This window comes from Rhodospirillaceae bacterium, from assembly GCA_016712715.1.
Lineage (GTDB): Bacteria > Pseudomonadota > Alphaproteobacteria > Dongiales > Dongiaceae > Dongia.
Map to the genome: position 1 here is coordinate 840,585 of JADJQM010000002.1, position 22,970 is coordinate 863,554.

Consider the following 22,970-nt stretch of genomic DNA (forward strand, 5'->3'; position numbering starts at 1 on the left):
ATGAGAAACATCCTGGGGCGCTGGCCACTTGCCCCCATTCTCGCCGGTTTCAACCTGTTCCTGCCCTATGCCGCAGGCAACATCACGCAGCTCGAGCTCTATGAAATCGGCATCGTGGCCGCCACCGTGCTGGGTTTCGCGGCGCTCCTCACCCTGCTGCTCTATTTTGTCGTCGGCAGCTGGCAGCGTGCCGGGATCTGCGCCACGGCCGTCATCTATGTGCTGTTCATCCTGCCGCCGGCGATCGCCAAGCCGGGAGAAGCCGGCTTTGTGGGCTGGTTCATGATGCTGTCGGCAATCGCACTGGCGATCGTGCTGATCGTGCAATCGCGCCGCTCGCAGAACGATTACCGGCTGCCGAACATCATCATCAACAGTCTGCTGATCGGGCTGCTGGCGGTGCCGACAATATCGGTGGTCCAGGCAGCTTATTACCTGCGCGGGGCGAGGCCGGCCCCTGACGCCCTGTTTCCCGACCTGCCCGCGGCGCCCGGCGTCACGCCTGGGCCTGATATCTGGCACCTGGTGCTCGACCGCTATGCCGGCGCCGAGACATTGCGCAAGGTCTATGCTTACGACAACGGTCCGTTCCTCGCGGCCCTCCAGGCCCGTGGCTTTGCTGTTGCCGATGACGCCGCGGCAAATTACCAGCGCACGGCGCATTCCCTGGCCTCGACCCTCAACCTCGATTTCCTTGATGTGTTTGCCGGGCAAAAGGCCATGATGCGCGACGACCTGCTGCCGCTCTATCGCAGCATCCGCAACAACCGGGCGGCGCGCTTCCTGCGCGCACAGGATTACCGGCTGATTCATTTCGGGCCGTGGTGGGAACCCACGCGGCACAGCGATCTTGCGGAGACCCATGTCAATTATCTCGACAATCCGGACTTTCTGCGCCTGACCCTGGAGCGCTCGATCCTCAGCCACATTGCGGCTGCCACCGGATTGATCCCGGGAGACGGGCGTGCCGATCAATGCCGGCGGCTGCATTTCCAGTTTGATGAATTGGAACGCCTGGCCCGGACCGATGGCGCGGCGCGCCGCAAACAGGTCTTCGCGCATCTCCTGCTGCCGCACCCGCCTTTCGTGGTGGATGCGACAGGGCGCTGCAAGACGCTTGCCGAAGCGCGCGCCCATAGTCGCGCAGACAATTATGCGGCCCAGGTGGCATATGCCAACCAACGTGTCCTGGCCTTGTTGGACGCGATCACGGCGGCTGGGCGGCCCGCGGTCGTGATCGTGCAGGCCGATGAGGGGCCCTGGCCCGAGGATTTCGCCGGCGATGAGACAACGCTCGGCCTCGATACCAGCAATGTCGATTGGTCGAAAGCAACGACCGAGCAGCTCCGCGAAAAAATGTTGATCCTGCTGGCCGTGAAGGGCGTGGCGGTCGGCGATCTACCGCTCGCTGCTGACGCGACGCCGGTCAATGTCTATCGCCAGGTCTTTGCGCGCTATTTCGGCAGCGACCTGCCACCACTCCCTGATCGCAGCTTTCTGTTCAAGGATCGCGATCACCCCTACCGCTTCATCGATGTGACAGATCGACTGCGCTGAGTGGTTGCGGTCTCAACCCGCCCTGGCGCCGCCCAGCACCTGGAGGACGATGCCGCGGATGGTGAGGTCCTCGTCCCACGGATAGGCGCGGATTTCAGTCTGTTCGAGGAGCGTGTCGACCAGCGCCTCTTCCAGGCTGCGGCGCATCTCTTCCTCCATCTGGGCATAGCCGCGCACGCCGCTGCCCGTGAGCAGCACGAGGTCAGGGCCGATGAGGGCGATGAGGTTGGAAAGGCCGTAGCCCAGTGCGCGGCCGGCCTGCTGGAACAGGCTGGTCGCGACCGGATGGCCGTTGCGGGCAAGCTCCACCAGCGCCTGCATCTGTTCTTCGGACGGGTGCAGCGCATCGGTGTTGGGCAAATCGAGCATGGAACGCGCGTCGCGATAGAGCGCGTAATCGCCGACGAAGCTTTCGATGCAGCCGCGCCGGCCGCAATGGCAGAGCGGCCCGTCGAGCTGGTATTTGGTGTGGCCGAATTCGGCGCCGGCGCCGGAGCTCGCGGAATGCAGCTTGCCGCCCAGAATGAGGCCCATGCCGACGCCCGCACCCAGCATGACCACGGCCAGATTCTCGACCGCCTGCAATTCCGGCCGATGGCGGATGGCAAGGGCGATGCAATCGGCGTCGTTCATGGCGATGACGGGCAAATGGAAGCGCCGCGCCAGGGGTGCTGCGATGTTGACGTTGCGCACGGTCAGCGCCGGGGACCAGACCAGGGTTTCGTTCTTATGCACCAGCCCCTGGACAGCAAGGCCGATGCCGGTGAGCGGCCCGAACTCCGCAGGGATGGACGCGATACAGGCATCGATCATGTCGGCCAGGGCCTCGATCAGGCCGGAATCGGTGAGCTCCAACGTGTTCAAGGCGCGTACCTGCAAGGGACCGATGCCGCCCGCAAAATTGCCCAGGGCCACTTCGATGCGGTTGATCGAAAGCTTGACCGCGATCATGCAGGCGGCGGTGGGGGTGAGCTCGATCATCACCTTGGGTCGGCCACGGCCGCGACCGGCATCATTGCCGGGTACTTCGCGAATGAGGCCGTCGCGCATCAGATCGCCGGTGATGCTGGAGACACTCGCTGGACTGAGAGCCACGATCGCGCCGAGATCGACCCGCGCCAGGGGGCCATGCAGCCGCACCGCCTGCAGGATGCGGTGGCGGTTGAGCGGCTGGCTGTGGTCGAGGTCGATCTTGTCCATCACGTCTCTGGGGCAATCCGGAAGCCAGTCTATGCCCGACCAGCACTCCTTTTTATTTCATAGCATGAATGAAATCGAGCCAATTTTCTGCAGGCGGACGCCACTATTAGCGCGGAATATCCTCCCGCACTTGCGAAATAGACAATTCCCTTGACGCAAAGAAGATCGTCGGGTGATATTAATTTCGTTAGATGAAGATAATAGATCGGGGAAAACCCGGCTTTCACCGCGCAGCCCTGTCTGCGCGCAAACAGGACTTACCTCTGGGAGGAGATGAGATATGAAGAATTTTCTGGTCCGTCCGTTGGGACGGCGTGTTGCCATGGCCGCACTCGGCGCTGGCCTGCTGACCGGCGCCTCGGTGCTGGGCTTGCAGCCGGCACAGGCCGAGGATCTGGTCGTCGGCGTCAGCTGGTCGAACTTCCAGGAAGAACGCTGGAAGACCGATGAAGCGGCGATCAAGGCGGTGCTCGACGCCGCCGGTGCCAAATACACTTCGGCCGACGCGCAGAGCAATCCGTCGAAGCAGCTGTCCGACATCGAAAGCCTGATCGCGGGCGGCGCCAATGCGCTCATCGTGCTGGCGCAGGATTCGGCCTCGATCGGCCCGGCCATCACGGCCGCCACCAATGCCGGCATTCCGGTGGTGGGCTATGACCGCCTCATTGAGGATCCGGCCGCCTACTACCTCACCTTCGACAACAAGGAAGTGGGCCGCCTGCAGGCAGCGGGCGTGTTCGCGGCACAGCCCAAGGGCAATTATGTCTTCATCAAGGGCAACCAGGCCGATCCCAATGCGGACTTCCTGCATGAAGGCCAGCTCGAGGTGCTGAAAGCCGCGATCGATGCGGGCGATATCAAGGTGGTCGGCGAGCAATATACCGAGAACTGGGATCCAGCCGTTGCCCAGCGCAACATGGAACAGATCCTGACCGCGGCCGACAACAAGGTCGATGCGGTGGTGGCGTCCAATGACGGCACCGCCGGTGGCGCCGTCGCGGCGCTGACCGCGCAAGGCCTCGCCGGCATCCCGGTCTCCGGCCAGGATGGCGACAAGGCAGCCCTCAACCGCATCGCGCTCGGGACGCAGACGGTTTCCGTCTGGAAGGACTCGCGCGAACTCGGCAAGGCCGCGGCCACCATCGCCCTCGATCTTGCCAAGGGTGCCAAGCTTGCCGACGTGCCGGGCACCATCAAATGGCAGAGCCCCAAGGGCGTCGAGATGAACGCCACCTTCCTGAAGCCGGTCGCCATCACCAAGGATAATCTTGATGTGGTGATCACTGCCGGCTGGATAGCCAAGGCCGAAGCCTGCCAGGGCGCCGACGCCGCCAAAGTCGCGGCCTGCAAGTAAGAGCAACTTAGACCCGAGACCGTGGTTGCCAACACCGGCAGCCACGGTACTCTTTTTTGATCACATCCGAATCCGAAGAAGCGTTGGCCATGAGCACTGTCAGGGGCATTTTCGCGCGGCTGGAAATCGACGAGCGCCTGCTCGGCATGATCCTGTGTCTCGTGGGAATCTGGATCGGCTTCCACCTCCTCTCCGACGGCCGCTTCATCACGCCGCGCAATCTCTATAACCTGTCGCTGCAGACGGCCTCCGTCGCCATCATGGCGATCGGCATGGTGCTGATCATCATCATCCGCCAGATCGATCTCTCGGTGGGCTCGATGCTGGGCGTCACCGCCATGATCGTCGGCGTGGTGCAGACTTTCTGGCTGCCGCAGATCCTCGGCGGCGGTCATCCGATGATCATGGTCATCGCCGTGGTGTGCGGCATCACCATTGGTGCAGCCCTCGGCGGTCTCAACGGCTTGATGATCGGCTATCTCGGCGTGCCCTCCTTCGTCGTCACCCTGGGCGGCCTGCTCATCTGGCGCGGCTGTGCCTGGTGGGTGACGCAGGGCCAGACCGTGGCGCCGCTCGATGAGAATTTCACGCTGCTGGGTGGCGGCGTCTACGGCACGATCGGCTCGACGGCGAGCTGGATCTGCGCCATCCTCGCTGCCATCGTCATCGCCTTCGCCGCCCATCGCCGCCGTCGCCGGCACATCTCCTTCGGTTTTCCGGTGCGGCCGGCCTGGGCGGAAATCGCCGTGGTGGTCGCGCAATGCGCGCTGCCCTTGGGCTTTGCCGCCGTCATGAACGCCTATGAAATGCCGGCGGTCGCGGCGCAGAAACTGGCCGAGATGAAGGGCTGGGACATTCCCGAAGGCGGCATCCATATCTTCATGGGCATTCCCATTCCCGTGCTCATCCTGGTGGCGCTCGCGATCAGCGTCTCGCTGCTCCTGAACAAGACGCGCTTCGGCCGCTATGTCTTCGCCATGGGCGGCAATCTGGAAGCCGCCGAACGGGCCGGCATCAACGTGAAGCGCATGACCGTGTGGGTGTTCGTCCTCATGGGCGCCTTGGTCGGTGTCTCCGCGATCGTGGCCTCGGCGCGCCTGCAATCGGCCGGCAACTCGATCGGCCAGCTGGATGAGCTGCGCGTTATCGCGGCAGCAGTCATCGGCGGCTGCACCTTGGCGGGCGGCGCCGGCACGATATCGGGCGCCATCCTCGGCGCCGTCGTCATTCAATCCCTGCAGAGTGGCATGTCCTTGCTGGGCTATGACGCCAGTCTGCAGAACATCGTCACCGGGCTGGTGCTGGTGCTGGCTGTCTATATCGACCGGCTCTATCAGCAGCGCCGGCCGGGTTGAGGGGGAGAGAGAAGATGGCGACACCCCTTGTTGAAATGCGCAACATCTCGATCAGCTTCGGCGGTGTCCGCGCCGTCGACGATGTCTCGATCGATCTTTATCCGGGCGAAGTCGTGGGATTGCTCGGCCATAACGGTGCCGGCAAATCGACCCTCATCAAGATCCTGTCCGGCGCCTATCAGGCCGACAAGGGCGAGATCCTGATCGACGGCGCGGTGGCTGACATCAAGAGCTCACGCGACGCGCGCGACCATCGGATCGAGACGATCTACCAGAACCTCGCCTTGGCCGACAATCTCGACGCCTGCGCCAATCTGTTCCTGGGCCGCGAGATGACCAGCATGGGCCTCCTCGATGAACCAGCGATGGAAGCGGCGGCGAGGCAAGTCATCGGCCGCCTCAATCCCAATTTCAAGAAATACCACGCGCCGGTCTCGGCCTTGTCCGGCGGCCAGCGCCAGTCGGTGGCGATTGCCCGCGCCGTGCATTTCGATGCGCGCATTCTCATCATGGACGAACCGACGGCGGCCCTCGGCGTTCAGGAAACCAAGATGGTGGCCGAACTCATCCAGCAGCTGAAGCGCGAAGGCATCGGCATCTTCCTCATCAGCCACGACCTCCACGACGTGTTCGATCTCTCCGATCGCCTGTCGGTGATGAAGAACGGCAAACTGGTCGGCACCGTTCGGACGCAGGATGTGACCAAGGACGACGTGCTCGGCATGATCATCCTCGGGAAACAGCCGGGAGCTGCCGCTGCTTAGCTAGATTTTATATGCACCAGAGGGCAAGATGCAGGTCTGCTATAATAGATGGCACCGGTATCATGTGGTTTACTCCGCCGCGCATTTCGGCCCTCAACTTGCGACTTCGCAGCCTGAATGGTGGCGGGAGCTACCCGTCACAATTCGATGGTGTGACAGAAGATGGCCGACCAATCTTTGTGCATTATCGGGGTGGGTACATATCAATCGATCAAGGAGATATCGGCGCGTCCCCGGGCGATCCAATGAAGGAATTGCTCTCGACGCGGATTGGCCCGCCATTGCACGGTGTGATATTGATCGAACAAGCTTGCGAGATTCTCGGCCTGAGCGCCCCTGGAATTTCAAAGCTGACCAAAGAGCGCTTCGATGCCGCAGTCGATAAAGACCCTATTGAGGATCTATCCGGCGCGACGACATTTTGGGATCGCTCTCTTCTTGCTCATCAAGAAGACATCGTCGATTTAGTTCATTATTTAGGCGCGCACTTCAGTCGAGTGGCGATCCTTGAACCATATTTGGAAGGTTCCAAGAGGCGCTACCGCCAGTCCGAAACGGTTCCCGACGGCGCTTCATTTCTACAGCTTGGCTTCGAAGGCGAAGACGTCGCGATAGGGCGGCTCATCACAGAACCGAATGTATCGATATCAGAATTCAAGGATGCGTTTGCTGTAATCCTGAATATTCGAATACACAGGATCACCGCCGCCAATCCGAACGACGAGTTCCCGGATGAGGAAATTGCAGCTTGCCACACGATTTTCCTAAGCATGCAATGCCCGACGCAATCTGGAAGTCGGCGCGACATGGCGGAAGAAATCGCTGCCGCAATTGCATCGCAGATAGAACGTCGCGTTGACAGAATTGAGATAGAGACAGGTCGAGTGCTGGAACGGAACGACATCTGGCACGGTCGCAGTCTCGCCAATTGGTGCAAGCAAAAGCCGAATCGTTTCCTTCGGATCTTCAATGATAGAAGTACCGGAGAAAAGCAAAGAATCGGCCTGCAGTCAGGGAGCGATTAAGGGCGGAGCCGCTAGAGCTCATGGATGAACACGGCGATGCCCATTCCATCGCCGCCAAGAATCCGGCCGGTCGCGCATCAACTGCGTTCGCGTGCAAGGGCTTCACTTGGTCAAAACTCAGCGGGACCTCAGGGCCTCCAATCATCATCACGCGCGGCGCAGAGATCGTGCATGATTTGGCCGGAGCAGCCGGGTGTCTAGTCGAGCTCGATCTGCGCGGACAATGATTGCATTCGGGTTCTCGCCGCTTCGCTCTCGGCCTTTAGCGCCGCCCAATCATCCGGCGGCTGGTCCCGCGCCAGCATCTTCTTGAACACGGCATAGGCGTCGGTCTTGGCTCCATAGGCACGTAGGGTCGCCGTGTCGTTGACCCAGGCATAGAGGATGATCCTTTCGGTTTTGCGGTAGCGGAAGAATAGCCGGTACTGCTGGAAGAATTTGGCGCGCAGCCAGTGCTTGTGCTCCGGCCCCAGTGTATCGCCATGGCGATACTCGTCCCGTTCGGGGTCCTGCGGGATGACCTCGAAGGCGAGCTTGGCAATGGCGGCTAGGCGTTTGGTGACGTTATTCTGGCGATATCCGGCGGGGTCCTTTGCGCGCGCGCGTTCGACCTCGGCAATCAGCGCTTCCAGCTGATCCAGGAAGAGGCTGTGGGCAAGGATGGTCCATCCTTGGATGGTAAGAGGTCGCTGGTCGCTCACGCGTCTTCATCATCCGATGGCAAGGGTTGGTCGAGATCGATAGCCGTCCCGTTGGTCAGGGCGCCGATGCGGTCTACCAACTCATGCGTCACCGGCCGGATTGAGGCCGTGCCGGCCGCGATATCGCTTGCCAGGAAATCGAGGAACCGTCCCAGCGCGGGGTCTTCCTCAGGGTTACTCTGCCGTTCGAGGATCACCGTGTTCTCATCAATTACCTTGAAGACGATCTTGTCGTGCTTCATCAGGTGGAGGGCACGGCGAACGCTGGCTGGGATCGTCGTCTGGTAACGTTCGGTGAGCGTTCCCACATTTTCGATGATAGCCACGGCGCTTCTCCTGCAGCAATGCACATGCATTACTATATGTAATGCGTTCGCATTACCTGGTCAAGCACCTCCCGCAAACATTGACTCTCCCCCCCAAAACGCCTAGTTTCCGGCCGCTTTACCGAATTTGGCAGAGCCTTTGGCCCCGAGGGGCCCCGCCCGTCTGCGAGTGTCGCACACGGGCGTGAATGCGTTTTGGGCCATCGGCCCGACATTCAAGGCATTGACCGGATTTGGAAATTTGACGGAACACGCATGTTCGAGAAGCTGAGTGAACGGTTAGGCGGGGTACTCGAGAAACTGACCAAGCGCGGTCAGTTGTCCGAGGCTGACGTCGACGAGGCGCTGCGCGAAGTACGCGTGGCGCTGCTCGAGGCCGACGTCGCTCTGCCGGTGGTGAAGGATTTCATCACCCGGGTCCGCGTCGAAGCGGTGGGCGAAAAGGTCGTCAAATCCGTCAGCCCCGGCCAGATGGTCATCAAGATCGTCCATGACGAGCTGGTGAATGTGCTGAAACCCGCCGAGGGTGAAGGCGCCGGGCTCGACCTCAACCACCCGTCACCCGTGCCCATCCTGATGCTGGGCCTGCAGGGTTCCGGCAAGACCACCTCGACCGCCAAGATTGCGCGCCGCTTTGCCGAAAAACAGGGCAAGAAGGTGCTGATGGCGTCGCTCGACACGCGCCGTCCAGCAGCCCAGCAGCAGCTTGCCATCCTTGGCGAACAGACCGGCGTCAAGACGCTCCCCATCGTCCCGGGTGAGCCGCCGGTCGCCATCGCCAAGCGCGCCATGAACACCGGCCGCCTCGAGGGCTATGACATCGTCATGCTCGATACCGCGGGCCGCCTCGCGATCGACGAAGAATTGATGGCCGAGATCGTCGCGATCCGCGATGCCGTGAAGCCCCATGAAAGCCTGCTGGTCGCCGATGCGATGACCGGCCAGGACGCGGTCAACACGGCAAAGCATTTCCAGGACAAGGTCGGCATTACCGGCATCATGCTGACCCGCATCGACGGCGATGCGCGCGGTGGTGCGGCGCTCTCGATGCGCGCCATCACCGGCAAGCCGATCAAATTGCTGGGCACCGGCGAAAAGCTCGACCAGCTTGAAGATTTCCACGCCGACCGCGTCGCCGGCCGCATCCTCGGTATGGGCGACATCGTCTCGCTCGTCGAAAAGGCGATGGAGGCCACGGAACAGGCCGAAGCCGAAAAACTCGCCCTCAAGATGCAGAAGGGCCAGTTCGACTTGAACGATCTCGCCCAGCAGATGAAGCAGCTGCAGAAGATGGGCGGGCTTGGCGGCATCATGGGCATGCTGCCCGGCATCGGCAAAATGCAGAAGCAGCTCGAAGGCAAGGTCGACGACAAGGTGGTGAAGCGGTCGCTTGCCATCATCTCGGCGATGACGCCCAAGGAACGCCGTGTCCCCGACATCATCAAGGCGTCGCGCAAGACCCGCATCGCCAAGGGCGCCGGCGTCCAGGTGCAGGACGTGAACAAGCTCCTGAAGCAGCATCAGGAAATGTCGCGCATGATGAAGCAGGTCTCGAAGATGGGCCAGAAGGGCCTGATGCGCCACGGCATGGCCGCCCTCATGAAGGGTGGCGCCGGTGGACTTGGTGGCGGCGGTGGTGGTTTTGGAGGGATGCGATGATCGATCACGTCTCCATTGGTGTTTCAGACCTCAAGAAGGCGCGCGCTTTCTACGACGTCGTGTTCCTGGCGCTCTCTTATGTGCGCGTCCATGATGTTGAGATCCCGGGTCAGGGCATGGTGGCCCATGGCTATGGCGAGGCCGGCAGCCAGGCGCGCTTCTGGATCGGCGTGCCCGACAAGGTCGACGCCGCGGCCAACCGTGCCGGCGGCAATCACTTCGCCTTCCAGGCCAAGTCGCGCCTTGAAGTCGATGCCTTCTATCTCGCGGCCATTCGCGGCGGCGCCAAGGACAATGGCGCGCCCGGCATCCGCGCCCACTATCACCCGAATTACTACGGCGCCTTCGCCTTTGATCCCGACGGGAACAAGATCGAAGCGTGCTGCCATCTTCCGGAATAACGATCGAATACGCAGTTTGAATCTGAAAGGAGAACTACCCTCATGTCTTTGAAAATCCGTCTTGCCCGTGGTGGCGCCAAGAAGCGTCCGTTCTATCGCATCGTTGTGGCCGAGAGCCGCTTCGCCCGCGATGGCCGCTTCGTGGAACGTATCGGCTCGTACAACCCGATGCTGACCAAGGAAGACCCGAACCGCGTGCTGATCGAAGTCGAGCGCGCCAAGCATTGGCTGTCGAAGGGTGCCCTGCCGACCGAGCGCGTGCAGCATTTCTTCGCGAAGCTCGGTCTCATGGACGCGCCGAAGCGCCATGACCAGACCAAGCAGGACAAGCCGAAGGCGAAGGCCGTCGAGCGCGCCAAGGCGAATGCCGAAGCCGCCGCCAAGGCCGCTGAAGCCCCGGCCGCCGAAGCCTGAGCTGAGCAGGCCTTAAGTGGGTGAGAAACCGGCAATGGTTCTGATGGGCGCGATCATCGGTGCGCATGGCATCAAGGGCGAGGTGAAGGTGAAGTCCTTCGCCGGCACGCCCGCTGCCATCGCGGCCTATGGCGCCCTGGCGGATGCCAAGGGCCGGAGTTTCGATGTCACTTTGGTCGGCAAGGCCACCCCGGGAAAAGGTCCTGGTGGGAAGGATACCCTCATCGCCCGCATCACTGGTGTTGGTGATCGCAATGCAGCCGAGGCGCTCAAGGGCGTCGAGCTTTATGTGGCGCGCGATCGCCTGCCACAGATTGCCGGCGACGAGGAATTCTATCTGGCGGATCTGATCGGTCTTGCGGTTGTCGACCAGCATAATGCGGCCTTGGGCCGCGTCGTGTCGGTCGAGAATTACGGCGCTGGCGATGTGCTGAGTATCGAGGGCGGCCCTAAGGGTGCCTTCGATGTGGCCTTCACCCGCGCTCTGGTGCCGGTGGTCGATGTGGCCGGTGGTCGCGTCGGCCTAGATCTGCCGGACGGTTTCTTCGACCGTCCGGAAGGCGAGCCGGAAAGTGATGAACCAGCAGTTCGCTCGGCTGCGAACTGACGGATGTGGAGGTGACCGACGTCTCCAAAAGCTGGACGGCGCGCATTCTGACCCTGTTCCCGGAAATGTTTCCGGGCCCGTTGGGCCAGAGTCTTGCCGGCAAGGCCTTGGAGAAGGGCATCTGGCGATTGGAGACGATGCAGATCCGCGACTTTGCGCGCGACAAGCATCGGACCGTCGACGATACCCCCTTCGGCGGCGGTGCCGGGATGGTAATGCGGCCCGACGTGATCGATGCGGCTTTGGCAGCGGCGACCGCGGATGGGTTGAAACCGGCGATCTATCTGACACCGCGCGGCAGGTTGCTGACGCAGGGGTTGGTGGAAGAGCTGGCGGCGGGACCGGGGGCGGTTGTGCTCTGCGGCCGCTACGAAGGGTTGGACGAACGGGTGATCGAGGCGCGCGGATTGATCGAGGTGAGCCTCGGCGATTTTGTGCTCTCGGGTGGCGAGCCGGCTGCCCTGGCCTTGATCGATGCGTGTGTACGGCTGCTGCCCGGCGTGATGGGTGCCGAGGCGACGCTGGACGAAGAGAGTTTCGAGAACGGCCTGTTGGAGTATCCGCACTACACCAGGCCGGCGGTATGGAATGAGCGAGCGGTGCCCGAGATTCTGATGTCCGGGCATCACGAGAAGATCAAGGCCTGGCGGCAAGCACAGGCCGAGGAGACGACCAGATCACGGCGGCCCGATTTGTGGGACGCCTACAGGAAACGCGGGACCCAAGGGGACCGTTGACAGAAACGACTGGTGCAAGCCGGTCGACCGTTGAAAGAAGAAAGGACCAAGACCATGACCATGTTGCATGACTTCGAAGCCTCGCAGCTCTCCAAGCTGCAGAACGCCAGCAAGGTGCCGGATTTCCGCCCAGGCGATTCGGTGAAGGTGAACGTGAAGGTTGTCGAAGGCGAGCGCGAGCGCGTTCAGGCTTTCGAGGGCGTTTGCATCGGCCGCAAGAATGCCGGCGTGAACTCGTCCTTCACGCTGCGCAAGATTTCCTATGGCGAAGGCGTGGAGCGCGTCTTCCCGCTTTTCTCGCCGCGTCTGGTGAGCATCGAGGTCGTGCGTCACGGTGACGTGCGCCGCGCGAAGCTCTATTACCTCCGCGGCCTCCGCGGCAAGGCCGCGCGCATCACCGAGCGCGCGCAGGTCCAGGCCGAGAAGACCACGGATACGGCCGGCGAGTAATCGCCCCACCTGCCGGTGGCAATCGCCGGCAGCTGGGACCAAGTATCTACCCCGTCCTTTCTCACTGCGGTCGTCCCAAGCGGGATGGCCGCAGGATGAGAGAAGGATTTCGGCAATACCGGCCCTGATGCAGGCTAGATGCTGGCGGGCCCCAAGGACGTAAAATGGCGAAGACGCTGTTCGACAAGATCTGGGAAAACCATCTGGTGCATCGCCAGGATGACGGCACCTGCCTCATCTATGTGGATCGCCATCTCGTGCATGAAGTGACCTCTCCGCAGGCCTTCGAAGGCCTGCGCATGACCGGCCGCAAGGTGCACCGACCGCAGGCGACCCTCGCCGTGGCCGACCACAACGTGCCGACCTCGGACCGCTCCAAGGGGATCGTCGAGGCCGAAAGCCGAATCCAGGTCGAAACCCTCGAACAGAACACCCGCGATTTCGGCGTGCCCTATTTCTCGATGGACGATATCCGCCAGGGCATCGTGCACATCATCGGACCGGAACAGGGCTTCACCCAGCCGGGCATGACGATCGTGTGCGGCGATTCGCACACCTCGACCCATGGCGCCTTCGGTGCGCTCGCCTTCGGTATCGGCACTTCGGAAGTCGAACATGTGCTGGCGACGCAGACGCTCATTCAGCGTCCGGCCAAGAACATGCGCATCTCGGTCGAAGGCAGCTTGCTGCCGGGTGTGACCGCGAAGGACGTGGTGCTCGCCATCATCGGCAAGATCGGCACTGCGGGCGGCACGGGCTATGTCGTCGAATTCGCCGGCTCCGTCATTCGCGGCCTGTCCATGGAAGGCCGCATGACCGTCTGCAACATGACGATCGAAGCCGGCGCCCGCGCCGGCCTCATCGCGCCGGACGAGACCACTTTCGAATATCTCAAGGGCCGCCCGATGGCCCCCAAGGGTGCGGCCTTCGAACAGGCGCTGGCCTTCTGGAAGACGCTGCCTTCCGACCCGGGTGCCAAATACGACGTCGAGATCGAGCTCAAGGCCGAAGACATCATCCCGCAGGTCACCTGGGGCACCAGCCCGGAAGACGTGCTGCCCATCACGGCCAAGGTGCCGAACCCGGCCGATGTCGCCGACGAGGACAAGCGCCGCGCCATGCAGCGGGCGCTCGACTATATGGGCCTTACCGCCGGCACGCCGCTGACGGAGGTGAAGATCGACCGCGTCTTCATCGGCTCCTGCACCAATGGTCGTATCGAGGATCTCCGGGAAGTGGCGAAGCTCGCCGCGGGCCGCAAGGTGGCATCCCATGTCAATGCCATGGTGGTCCCCGGTTCAGGTCTCGTGAAGGCGCAGGCGGAAGCCGAAGGCCTCGACAAGATATTCATCGAAGCCGGCTTCGACTGGCGTGAGCCGGGCTGCTCCATGTGCCTTGCCATGAACCCCGACAAGCTCGCCCCTGGCGAACGCTGTGCCTCGACCTCCAACCGCAATTTCGAAGGCCGCCAGGGCCGCGGTGGCCGCACGCATCTGGTCAGTCCCGCCATGGCCGCCGCCGCGGCGATATCGGGTCACTTGACCGATGTGCGAGATTTTGCCTGATCGGAACGGGTATGTCCGTCTATGTTGAGGTCAACATAGACGGCTTGATTCCGTCCCGCGGATTTCGCGCAGTACAATGCCTTGTCGACTTCCTTGAACAAGCTGCTCTCCGTGTGGTGTTCCTGGGGACCGACGGACAAGAAGCCGATGCTGACACTGACCTGGGTCGACTGCTCGGGACAGATCCTGATATCTCGGGCCGCACTGAGGATCGACTCTCCGATCCCATGCACCACTTTGAGTCCGCTGTCGCCGAGGTCCAGAATAAGGGCAAACTCATCGCCGCCGAAGCGTACGGCTAGATCGCCCGGTCGGCGCGCATGGGCCAGCAGAATCTGCCCGATGGCGTTGAGCAGCTGATCGCCTGCGGCATGGCCGTATAGATCATTGAAGCTCTTGAAATTGTCGACATCAACGAGTGCCAGGCCAATCGCTCTTCCCGCGCGCACATTGCGGCGAATTTCCCGGTCGAGGAATAGCTTGTAGGCCCGCCGGTTGCTCAGCTCGGTAAGCGGGTCCCGCATGGCCAGCTCTTCCACCAGCTCCTCGGCCAATTTGCGCTGGGTGATGTTGTGATGCGAGATCACAAACAGCGCCCCTTGTCCCAAGCCATGCAGCGCGCTAACGCGCATTGTGAACCAACGTTTCTCGCGCGGGCTATGGCAAGGATACTCGCAGTAGAAGGAATCACGCCTCCGTGCGAGTACATCCGCGATGCCGTGCATCGCCTCGTCCGTGAAGCTATCTCCTGCAGAAGTCGAGCAGGCCAGCGTGTCGAGATAGTTCTTGCCACGACAATCGTACGATTCCGGCATCCCGTTTTCGGTGCCAAAGTTCTGCCAGGCGAGATTGAAGTCAAGAATTGTCCCCGCGCTGTCGATCACCGCGATTTGTTCGTCGAGCGAATGATACACTGCGGTATGAAGAGCAACTGGCAACTGCATCGCGATGGTCTCAGGGACTGACATTCGATGTGGAGCGGTGCAATCTTCGAGTATTGATACCCTTTGTACAAGCGCGGTTTTCCAGCGTTTCCTTGATGTGCCTTACGACCTATCAATTGCCGAGATGCTTGCAGCAACCGGACCAGTTTCCTCGAATCCAGCGCACTATGATGTCAGGAGCTTCCAGTCCTCTGCAGATAGGTGGCCCAGCCTAACCTGGGTTCACGATCCTCAGTTTGAAGCGATCTGCCTATGAGCCAACCGCTACCGCGCTGTAGAAGGAATACCTTCACGTCAATCGCGCATATTGGGTGCTGGCGAATGGGATCGAACTCAATCCACCAACAGCACCTACGAGATCGAAAAGATCGCCGAAGAGATCCACGTTGCGGCGGAAGCCACTGTCCAGGAGCTATCGGCGGCGACAGCCGAGATCGCGCGCAATGTCGGTCAGGCGGCCGAAGCCGCCGAGGACCTTGCCGAACGAATCTATCTCATGGCCGAACAGACGGAAAAACCGGCGGCCAGGCTGCCAATGCCAAAGCTCTGGCCGATGATGTCGACAGCTCGATCCGCGATCTGCTCTCAGCTTTGGTGCGCGCCGCGCGACATGTCGATGCCTCGGTCAACCGGCGCCAGCACGAACGCGACAGCATCGCCCGCAAGGCCGTCAGGGCCGCGGTGGCCGCACCGGTCTGGTCAGCCCCGCCATGGCGACGGCTGCTGCCATCACCGGCCAACTGGCCGACGTGCGAAAACTGACCTGAAGAGCCAAGCATCGCGATGTGCCAAGCATAGGCTGAGTGAGAAGACAATCTCATCCAGTCTTTTCTGCTATGGGACTAATGTCAGTATTTGATTATGACGCTTTTAATACGCACACCATTATACACCTTCCTTCATGTTACATTAACTTTTGATAGGTATTCCATCCGATAGTTCTGACCAGGGATGGAGCCCATCATGCGCCTTAATAACCCTATTTTTGATAAGGAAATACTGATGCCCGATGGCGCGGTGCTCGTCACGAGAACCGATTCCGCCGGGCGGATTACTTTCGTCAACCAGGCCTTCCTCGACATCAGCGGCTTTTCCGAAGAGGAACTGATGGGTCAGCCGCACAACATCGTGCGCCACCCGCACATGCCGCCGGCAGCCTTCGCCGATCTTTGGGCGACAATCAAATCTGGCCATGCCTGGGAGGCGCCGGTGAAGAACCGGACCAAGGCGGGCGAGTATTATTGGGTCCGGGCCAACGTCACGCCGGTCGTTGAAAATGGTGCCGTGACCGGCTTCATCTCTGTGCGCAGCAAACCAGGCCGTGACGAGGTGGCAGCGGCGGCGCAGATCTACGAAGCGATCCGCACCGGGCGCCAAGGTGGAGTGGAGCTCGCCGGCGGGCGCATCCAGCGCAACGGATTCATGGCGCGGCTTGCCCAGATCAGGCAGAGCATCGCCGCACGCTTCGCCGGCACGCTGAGCTTCCTGCTCGTTTGCCTTGGCGCCACCATCTGGCTTGGTCTCGGCGGTTTGGCAGATGCCGTCAGCGCATTGCAGGCATTGTGGGTGGTGGCGGCTTCCGGTTTTGCCGGCGCCTTCTTGATGTGCCTCTTCCTCTATCGAAGCCTCAAAGGACCAATCGCTAGGCTCGAGCAGCAGTTGACGGCCATCGCCCGTGGCGAGTTCGGCAAACCGGTACCGGACGATCCGATGGTCGAGTACCGGGGCATCAGCAATGTGGTCCGGGCGATGAAGGCGCAACTCAGTTTCGCAGCGGAGGAGAAGGCGCAACTCGACCAAACCGCTATTGCCAAGCGTAGCCGCGATCTTCAGGAAATGGCCGACGCGGTCGAAACGCAGACCACGCAAGCAGTCAGCAATGTGGCCGGCTTTACCCAGAACATGTCGGCCAACGCACGCCAGATGGCCGCCGCCGCCAAGAACGTCAGCGAAAATTCTCAGGCAGTGTCGGCCGCTGCGACGCAGATGCTGACAACCACGCAGACAGTCAGCTCCGCAACCGAGGAACTGGCTGCATCGATCCAAGAGATTGCCGGCCAACTCGACCAAACCGTGACGGTCAGTCGCGCGACGATGATGTCGTCGCAATCGACCAAGGACGACATCCAGAACCTGGCGGACGTGGTCGACCGGATATCAGCCATCACCGGCGTCATCCGCGACGTGGCCGCGCAAACCAATCTGCTGGCGCTCAATGCCACCATCGAAGCGGCCCGTGCCGGTGATGCCGGCAAGGGCTTCGCCGTGGTTGCCAACGAAGTCAAAAATCTCGCCGCGCAGACGGCCAACAGCACGGCGGAAATTGAAAAGACCGTCACGGAGATCCGGACCGCCACCAACGTATCGGTGGCCTCGGTGACGGCGATCGTCGACAAAATCCGCGAAGTCGATTCCTTTGCCAGCAGCATCGCGGCGGCGGTCGAGGAGCAATCATCGGCCACCAGTGAAATCGCGCGCAGCGTCGGCCAGGCGGCCGATGCCGCCAAGGAAGTGGCCGAGCGCATCACCCTCGTTGCCGGGCAAGCGGAAGTCACGGGCACGCAGGCAGCCTCGGTCCACACCCTCGCCAACGATGTCGACAGCAGCATCCAGGATCTGCGCTCGACGGTCGTGCGCGTCGTCCGCCATGTTGATGCCGCCGTCAACCGGCGCAAATCGCCACGCTTCAACCTGCCGATCGGAATTGAGGTGACGAATGGAGAGGAGCGTTGGGACACCCAGCTGGTGGACATCTCGCTGGGCGGTGCGCGTCTGGTGTGGCCCTCGGACAAGAAGGCGGCACCGGCGATCACCATCAAGCTGGGCGTCGGTGGACTCAAGCTGCGCTTGGTGGTGATGGAGCAAAAAGGCACCATGCTGCGCGGCCAGTTCGATCTTGCGCCAGCCGAGCAACAGGCATTGGCGGGCTTCCTGGCGCGGGCCGACGGGGTCGGGCAGACTGGAAAAGTCGCCTAGGCCATTGCCACAATGGGCGGGTGATTGTCAGGGCTGCCTGACCGCCACCCGGTCGGTGGGGCCGATCTGGCCCAGGATCGTCTCGAGATCCGCGCGCTTGAACGCGATGCAGCCTTCGGTCGGGCGGTAATCGTCATGGGCGAGATGGATGAAAACGGCGCTGCCCATGCCCCTGACCACCGGATCGTCATTATGGCCGATGACCAGCACCAGGTCATAAAGATGATCGTCGCGCCACAGTCGCTCATGGCTCGCGGCATAGGGGAGAGCCACGGCGCGGTTATAGGCGATGTCACCCGGCGCATCGCACCAGCCGTCGTCTTCGTCGATGACGGTGATCGGCAGTTGCGACTTGGGTATCGCGCCTTTGTCCGTGCGCACCAGCAGGCGGCGCAAGGGAAACGCGCCGACTGGCGTGCCGCCATCGCCTTCGCGCTTATCGGCGATGATGCCACCGCGGCCAAGCGCGCAGCGAAAGCGTCGAGTGCCCAACGTCGCCCAGCCCTGCTTCGCATCCGGTGAATCGGCGGTGACGATAAGGTCCATTGCTGCCCCTTAAGGTGTCAGGACAAGGCCTTCCTGCGCGACGATGGTGCCGGGCCGCAGCTTCGCGGCTTCCGCCGCCACCTTGTCCATGAAGGTGTCGTCATGGCTGGGATCGTGGTGGAACAGCACCAGCGTCTTGACATGTGCTGACTCGGCGAGGCGCACGGCTTCCTGCCAGGTCGAATGGCCCCAGCCTTTGAAGCGCGTGTATTCTTCGTCGGTATAGGTGCTGTCATAGACGACGATATCGGCACCTTCGATCAAGGTCAGAATCACCGGATCGAGCGCCTTTGGGTCATGCTCGCAATCGGTGACGTAGCAGATCGACTTGCCTTCCCAGTCGACCCGATAGCCGGTGGCGCCGTTGGGATGGTTGAGCGGGCAGGTCTGGACCTTGAGGCCCGGATAGGGTTCCAGCGTCTCCCCGGCGATGAAATCATGGTACACGGGCTGGGCGGAAAAGATCTCGAGGGGCACCGGGAAGAACGGCTCGGCCATCAGCCCGGCGAGCGATTCCTTCAACGTGCGGTCCGGCTTCAGATGACCAGCCCAGATGCGGATCTGGCTGCCCGGGACATAAAGGGGCGCAAAGAAGGGCAGGCCGACGACATGATCGATATGAGTATGCGTGAAAAAGAGATCCGCATCGACCGGGCCTTGGGCGGCGAGCTCGCGTCCCAACTGGCGAATACCGGTGCCGGCGTCGAACACAAGAACGTGGGGGCCAGCGCGCACTTCGAGGCAGGAGGTATTGCCACCGTAGCGCACATATTCTGGACCGGAACAGGAAAGGGAGCCACGTACTCCCCAAAAGCGAACGGAGAAACCACCCGATTGCGACAAAACACTCAATCCTTTTTCGGCGTCCCCGTCTATTAGACCGCCATCCCTTAAGGCCGGTTTCACCCTGCTACCCGGCGCGCCCGAATGATGGCATTGTTTGCGGCGATTGCAAAGTGAGGCGGTAAGCTTTTGCCAAAGTTCAGTTTATGGCCGTTTAGAGCCCGATACCGGAGTATGGTTATTGAACGTTAACAGAGAGCAGACCTTTTGGCCGGTGGTCCTGCTCGGGGTCGGGATCAGTGCCTTCGGAGCCTTTCTGCAGTTCAAACTGCCCCCGGTCCTGCCGGCCTTTCTGAACGACTATCCGCACAGCGCCGATGTCGCTGCCGGTTTCATGTCGGTCTTTGCCGCGGTCGGTCTGCTTGCCTCGGCGCCGATCGGGCGCCTCCTGGAGCGGCATGCCCTGATGTGGGCACTCCTGGTCGGACTCGGTGTGGCCGGCCTTGGCATCGCGCTTGGCCTTGTCGCGCCGCAATCCGGGTTGCTGATGCTGGTGGCGCGCGGACTCGAGGGTTTCACCTTCGCCATCTTCGCCCTCATCGGTCCGGTGATCGCGAACTCGGCGGCTTCGCGCCGCGACCTTGGCCTGGTTACCGGTTTCATTGCCGCGTGGATCCCCATCGGACAATTGCTGGCTGGCCTGCTCGCCCTGGCGGGCGCCGATTGGCGTGCCTTGTGGCTGATCAATCTTGCCCTCATGGTGCCGTTGCTCGGGCTGGCTCTGTTCCAGCGTCGCTGGCTGGGACCGATCAAGCGTCCCACGGCTGCCGCCCGCACTATCAAGACCGATCTTGGCCTTGTGATCGGCGCCGGCATCTTCCTGCTGTGGTCGCTGCAGTTCTTTGCCTTCATGACATGGCTCACCAAATATCTCACCGGCGAGCTGCATCTCAGCGCCAGGCTGGCGATCACGGCCTATCTGCTGCCGGTGGTGGTCGTGATGCTGTTCAACATCGCCACCGGTTGGCTACTGGCACGAGGCCTGAAACTGCTGCCGGCGCTGGTGGCGGCATTGCTGCTGCAAGCGGTCGTCTGGTTGTCGGCACCTTGGCTTGACGGCATTCCAGGCATTCTGATGCTGATCGCCTTCGGGATCGGCGCCGGCGTGGCACCCGCCTGCTTTTTCCATCTGCCGCATCATCTCGGGCAGGCGGGTCCCAAGGCTTATGGCGTGCCGATGACCGGGCGCAATTCCGGCGTGTTCCTGGGGCCGATCCTGATGGCCTGGCTGTTCCAGGGCACCCTTGGCTGGGCAGGCGCTGCCTTCGTCGTGGCAGGCATCACGACGCTGGCGGCAGTGCTGGCCCTGTTCCTTGCGCCACGCCTCAGGCTGCGCGATCACCTCAGGCAGCGCGCTCAGGGAACCAGCTTGTAGCCGCCGGCATCGGTGATCAGGATCTGCGCCTTGGCCGGATCCTTCTCGATCTTCTGGCGCAGGCGATAGACATGGGTCTCCAGCGTGTGCGTGGTGACGCCGGCATTGTAGCCCCAGACCTCGCCCAGCAATGTTTCGCGACCGACCGCGCGCTGCTCGGCGCGGTAGAGATATTTCAGGATCGCGGTCTCTTTCTCGGTAAGGCGGATCTTCTTGTTGGCCTTCTCGTCGACCAGCATCTTCACATTGGGCTTGAAGACATAGGGACCGATCGGGATCAGCGCGTCCTCGCTATGCTCATGCTGGCGCAGATGGGCGCGGAGGCGCGCCAGCAATTCACCCAGGCGAAAGGGTTTGGAGATGTAGTCATTGGCGCCCATATCGAGGCCGCGGATGGTATCCGCCTCGCCGGACGATGCGGTCACCATGATGATGGGCACGCTGATGCCGGCCTTGCGCAGCGACTGGCATACCTGGCGACCATCGCCATCGGGCAGCCCGACATCGAGCAGGATCGCATCGGGCTTTTCGCGCTGCGCGACCGTCAAGGCTTCTGCTGCCGTGCCGGCTTCGACGCAGGTGAATTCGCCGTCGACGGCCAATTGTTCGGCCAGGGTCTTGCGCAGGGCCTCGTCATCGTCGACGAGCAGAATGCGGCGCTGGTGGGTCAAGCTCATGAGTGAGGCAACTCCCCTAATTCTCTGGTTGAGATAACATCGCCCCTGGCGACTGACAAGGGATTCACGAGAATATTACGTAATCTCGCGGGTTTAGCGGCGGGGACAGGATGCCGCGGCAGGGCCTTCCGGCCCTGGGGTGGGCTTGACCGGATCAATAAATAATCCCCATATGCGCAAGAAGCTATCACGGCCGCGCGGGTTCTTTCCTGCGGCCGCGCCCAGCCACCCAAGCCAGTATCGCGACCCGGGATTGCCATGACGCCGATCGATCCGGCCGCCCTCGACCCAAGTGTCTGGACGGCAACCTGCCTTGCCCAAGTTGAACGCGCCGTGGCCGAACTGCGCCGCGGCGGCGTTGTCGCCTTGCTGGAAGGGGAGAAGGCGGCTCTGGTGCTGGCGGCCGAGACGGTCGAGCAGCCCGCCCTGGCGGCCCTGCTGACGGCGAGCGCTGCCGGCAAGAAGGGCGAAGTTCGCCTGGTCCTGACGGCCGAACGCGCCCAGGCGCTGCAGAAACGGGGGCTGGGTCCTTTGCCGGCCAACATCCCCGACCAGGATTACCGCCTGCTGGCGGTGGCCGGCAACCTCGCCGCCGAGGCGGTCCGGCAACTGGCCGACCCGACCGTGCCGGCCTTCGATGCCCAGGCCCTCGGCGTGACCTTGGTCAGCGATATTTCGCCGGCCTTCTGCCAGGGATCGATTGAGCTCGCCAAGGCGGCGCGCCTGCTGCCGGCGGCCATTCTGGTGCTGGTGCCGCGTGCCGGTCTCGATCATTGGGTCGACGCGGCCTTCCGGCTGGAAGCACGGGATCTTGCCCATTGGCGCCGCAATGCCGCCGCCAATCTGCGCCGGGTCAGTTCGGCGCGCGTGCCGCTGGAGGGTGCCGAAGAGGCGGAGATCATCGCCTTCCGCCCCCATGACGGCGGCAAGGAGCACCTCGCCATCGTCATCGGCAAGCTGGATACCACCAAGCCCGTGCTGACGCGGCTGCATTCGGAATGCTTCACCGGTGACCTTCTGGGGTCGCTGCGCTGCGATTGCGGCGAACAGCTGCGCGGCGCCATCTCGGCGATCGCCAATTCGGCACCTGATGGCGGCGGCAACGGCATTCTCCTCTATCTTGCCCAGGAAGGCCGCGGCATTGGCCTCGTCAACAAGCTCCGCGCCTATCGCCTCCAGGATGCCGGGGCGGATACGCTGGATGCCAACCTGCAACTGGGTTTCGGCGCCGATGAACGGCTCTACCAGCCGGCGGCTGAAATGCTGCGGCAGATGGGGGTGGGGGCGGTGCGCCTCCTCACCAATAACCCCGACAAGGTGACGGGCCTCGCGCAATGCGGCATCAATGTCACCGAACGCGTTCCGCATGTGTTCCCGTCGAACGACCATAACGAACGCTATCTCACCACCAAGGCGATGCGCTTCGGCCATATGTTCTGAAGCCGATCGACGGACTGGCACGACCATTGCTTGGTTAACCCTGACGGATCCCGG

Annotated in this window: 22 protein-coding genes; 15 read left to right on the plus strand and 7 right to left on the minus strand. The window is 62.2% G+C overall.

All coding sequences use genetic code 11. The features are described from left to right. Positions 1-1,557 (plus strand): hypothetical protein, encoded by a 1,557-nt coding sequence (locus IPK59_14755; GenBank protein ID MBK8159964.1) that lies wholly within the window; start codon positions 1-3, stop codon positions 1,555-1,557. 12 nt (positions 1,558-1,569) lie between these two features. On the opposite strand, the gene IPK59_14760 is transcribed toward IPK59_14755, so the two are convergent. Next, on the minus strand, positions 1,570-2,757 hold the full coding sequence (locus IPK59_14760; protein MBK8159965.1) for an ROK family transcriptional regulator: 1,188 nt from the start codon (positions 2,755-2,757) through the stop codon (positions 1,570-1,572). Positions 2,758-3,079: 322 nt separating this feature from the next. Here IPK59_14760 and xylF point away from each other — a divergent pair, with 322 nt between their 5' ends. The 4 genes from xylF (at position 3,080) to IPK59_14780 (ending at position 7,255) form a co-directional block, all read left to right on the plus strand. Continuing rightward, entirely contained in the window at positions 3,080-4,111 is a 1,032-nt protein-coding gene (xylF, locus tag IPK59_14765; protein ID MBK8159966.1) for a D-xylose ABC transporter substrate-binding protein, read from the plus strand. Between the two features lie 119 nt (positions 4,112-4,230). Next, positions 4,231-5,466 (plus strand): sugar ABC transporter permease, encoded by a 1,236-nt coding sequence (locus IPK59_14770; GenBank protein MBK8159967.1) that lies wholly within the window; start codon positions 4,231-4,233, stop codon positions 5,464-5,466. Between the two features lie 14 nt (positions 5,467-5,480). Then, a complete protein-coding gene (locus IPK59_14775) occupies positions 5,481-6,230 on the plus strand; it encodes a sugar ABC transporter ATP-binding protein (GenBank protein MBK8159968.1) in 750 nt (249 codons plus the stop codon). Between the two features lie 62 nt (positions 6,231-6,292). Continuing rightward, complete coding sequence (locus tag IPK59_14780; GenBank protein MBK8159969.1) at positions 6,293-7,255, plus strand: hypothetical protein; 963 nt, start codon at positions 6,293-6,295, stop codon at positions 7,253-7,255. A gap of 197 nt (positions 7,256-7,452) precedes the next feature. Here IPK59_14780 and IPK59_14785 read toward each other — a convergent pair whose 3' ends face one another. Both IPK59_14785 and IPK59_14790 read right to left on the minus strand, forming a co-directional pair. Further along, entirely contained in the window at positions 7,453-7,956 is a 504-nt protein-coding gene (locus IPK59_14785) for a type II toxin-antitoxin system YhaV family toxin (protein MBK8159970.1), read from the minus strand. Next, positions 7,953-8,312, minus strand: a complete 360-nt coding sequence (locus tag IPK59_14790; protein MBK8159971.1) for a type II toxin-antitoxin system PrlF family antitoxin — start codon at positions 8,310-8,312, stop codon at positions 7,953-7,955. Before IPK59_14790 ends, IPK59_14785 begins: the two co-directional genes overlap by 4 nt. A 225-nt stretch (positions 8,313-8,537) precedes the next feature. Between IPK59_14790 and ffh the strand changes: the two genes are divergently transcribed. The 7 genes from ffh (at position 8,538) to leuC (ending at position 14,115) form a co-directional block, all read left to right on the plus strand. After that, complete coding sequence (ffh, locus tag IPK59_14795) at positions 8,538-9,941, plus strand: signal recognition particle protein (GenBank protein MBK8159972.1); 1,404 nt, start codon at positions 8,538-8,540, stop codon at positions 9,939-9,941. Continuing rightward, entirely contained in the window at positions 9,938-10,342 is a 405-nt protein-coding gene (locus tag IPK59_14800; GenBank protein MBK8159973.1) for a VOC family protein, read from the plus strand. The genes ffh and IPK59_14800 overlap by 4 nt, the downstream gene beginning before the upstream one ends. Positions 10,343-10,384: 42 nt before the next feature. Next, entirely contained in the window at positions 10,385-10,756 is a 372-nt protein-coding gene (gene rpsP / locus IPK59_14805) for a 30S ribosomal protein S16 (protein MBK8159974.1), read from the plus strand. 34 nt (positions 10,757-10,790) lie between these two features. Then, positions 10,791-11,363, plus strand: a complete 573-nt coding sequence (rimM, locus tag IPK59_14810; GenBank protein ID MBK8159975.1) for a ribosome maturation factor RimM — start codon at positions 10,791-10,793, stop codon at positions 11,361-11,363. A gap of 65 nt (positions 11,364-11,428) precedes the next feature. Next, complete coding sequence (gene trmD, locus IPK59_14815) at positions 11,429-12,100, plus strand: tRNA (guanosine(37)-N1)-methyltransferase TrmD (GenBank protein MBK8159976.1); 672 nt, start codon at positions 11,429-11,431, stop codon at positions 12,098-12,100. Positions 12,101-12,154: 54 nt separating this feature from the next. Next, the gene (gene rplS, locus IPK59_14820) at positions 12,155-12,550 is read left to right on the plus strand and encodes a 50S ribosomal protein L19 (protein MBK8159977.1); all 396 of its coding nucleotides are present in this window, start codon (positions 12,155-12,157) and stop codon (positions 12,548-12,550) included. A 164-nt stretch (positions 12,551-12,714) separates the two neighbouring features. Next, positions 12,715-14,115 (plus strand): 3-isopropylmalate dehydratase large subunit, encoded by a 1,401-nt coding sequence (leuC, locus tag IPK59_14825; GenBank protein MBK8159978.1) that lies wholly within the window; start codon positions 12,715-12,717, stop codon positions 14,113-14,115. Here leuC and IPK59_14830 read toward each other — a convergent pair. Beyond that, entirely contained in the window at positions 14,085-15,059 is a 975-nt protein-coding gene (locus tag IPK59_14830) for a diguanylate cyclase (GenBank protein ID MBK8159979.1), read from the minus strand. The two genes, leuC and IPK59_14830, sit on opposite strands and share 31 nt — an antisense overlap. A 1,002-nt stretch (positions 15,060-16,061) precedes the next feature. Here IPK59_14830 and IPK59_14835 point away from each other — a divergent pair. Continuing rightward, entirely contained in the window at positions 16,062-18,035 is a 1,974-nt protein-coding gene (locus IPK59_14835) for a PAS domain-containing protein (GenBank protein MBK8159980.1), read from the plus strand. Between the two features lie 27 nt (positions 18,036-18,062). Here IPK59_14835 and IPK59_14840 read toward each other — a convergent pair whose 3' ends face one another. Further along, a complete protein-coding gene (locus IPK59_14840; protein ID MBK8159981.1) occupies positions 18,063-18,581 on the minus strand; it encodes a L,D-transpeptidase family protein in 519 nt (172 codons plus the stop codon). Positions 18,582-18,590: 9 nt separating this feature from the next. Then, complete coding sequence (locus tag IPK59_14845) at positions 18,591-19,424, minus strand: MBL fold metallo-hydrolase (protein MBK8159982.1); 834 nt, start codon at positions 19,422-19,424, stop codon at positions 18,591-18,593. A 181-nt stretch (positions 19,425-19,605) separates the two neighbouring features. Between IPK59_14845 and IPK59_14850 the strand changes: the two genes are divergently transcribed. Next, a complete protein-coding gene (locus IPK59_14850) occupies positions 19,606-20,799 on the plus strand; it encodes an MFS transporter (protein ID MBK8159983.1) in 1,194 nt (397 codons plus the stop codon). Here the strand turns inward: IPK59_14850 and IPK59_14855 are convergent. Further along, complete coding sequence (locus IPK59_14855) at positions 20,781-21,470, minus strand: response regulator transcription factor (GenBank protein MBK8159984.1); 690 nt, start codon at positions 21,468-21,470, stop codon at positions 20,781-20,783. The two genes, IPK59_14850 and IPK59_14855, sit on opposite strands and share 19 nt — an antisense overlap. A gap of 264 nt (positions 21,471-21,734) precedes the next feature. Here IPK59_14855 and ribA point away from each other — a divergent pair, with 264 nt between their 5' ends. After that, positions 21,735-22,916: a GTP cyclohydrolase II gene (gene ribA / locus IPK59_14860; GenBank protein MBK8159985.1), complete on the plus strand. Its 1,182-nt coding sequence runs from the start codon at positions 21,735-21,737 to the stop codon at positions 22,914-22,916. Positions 22,917-22,970: the final 54 nt, after the last annotated feature.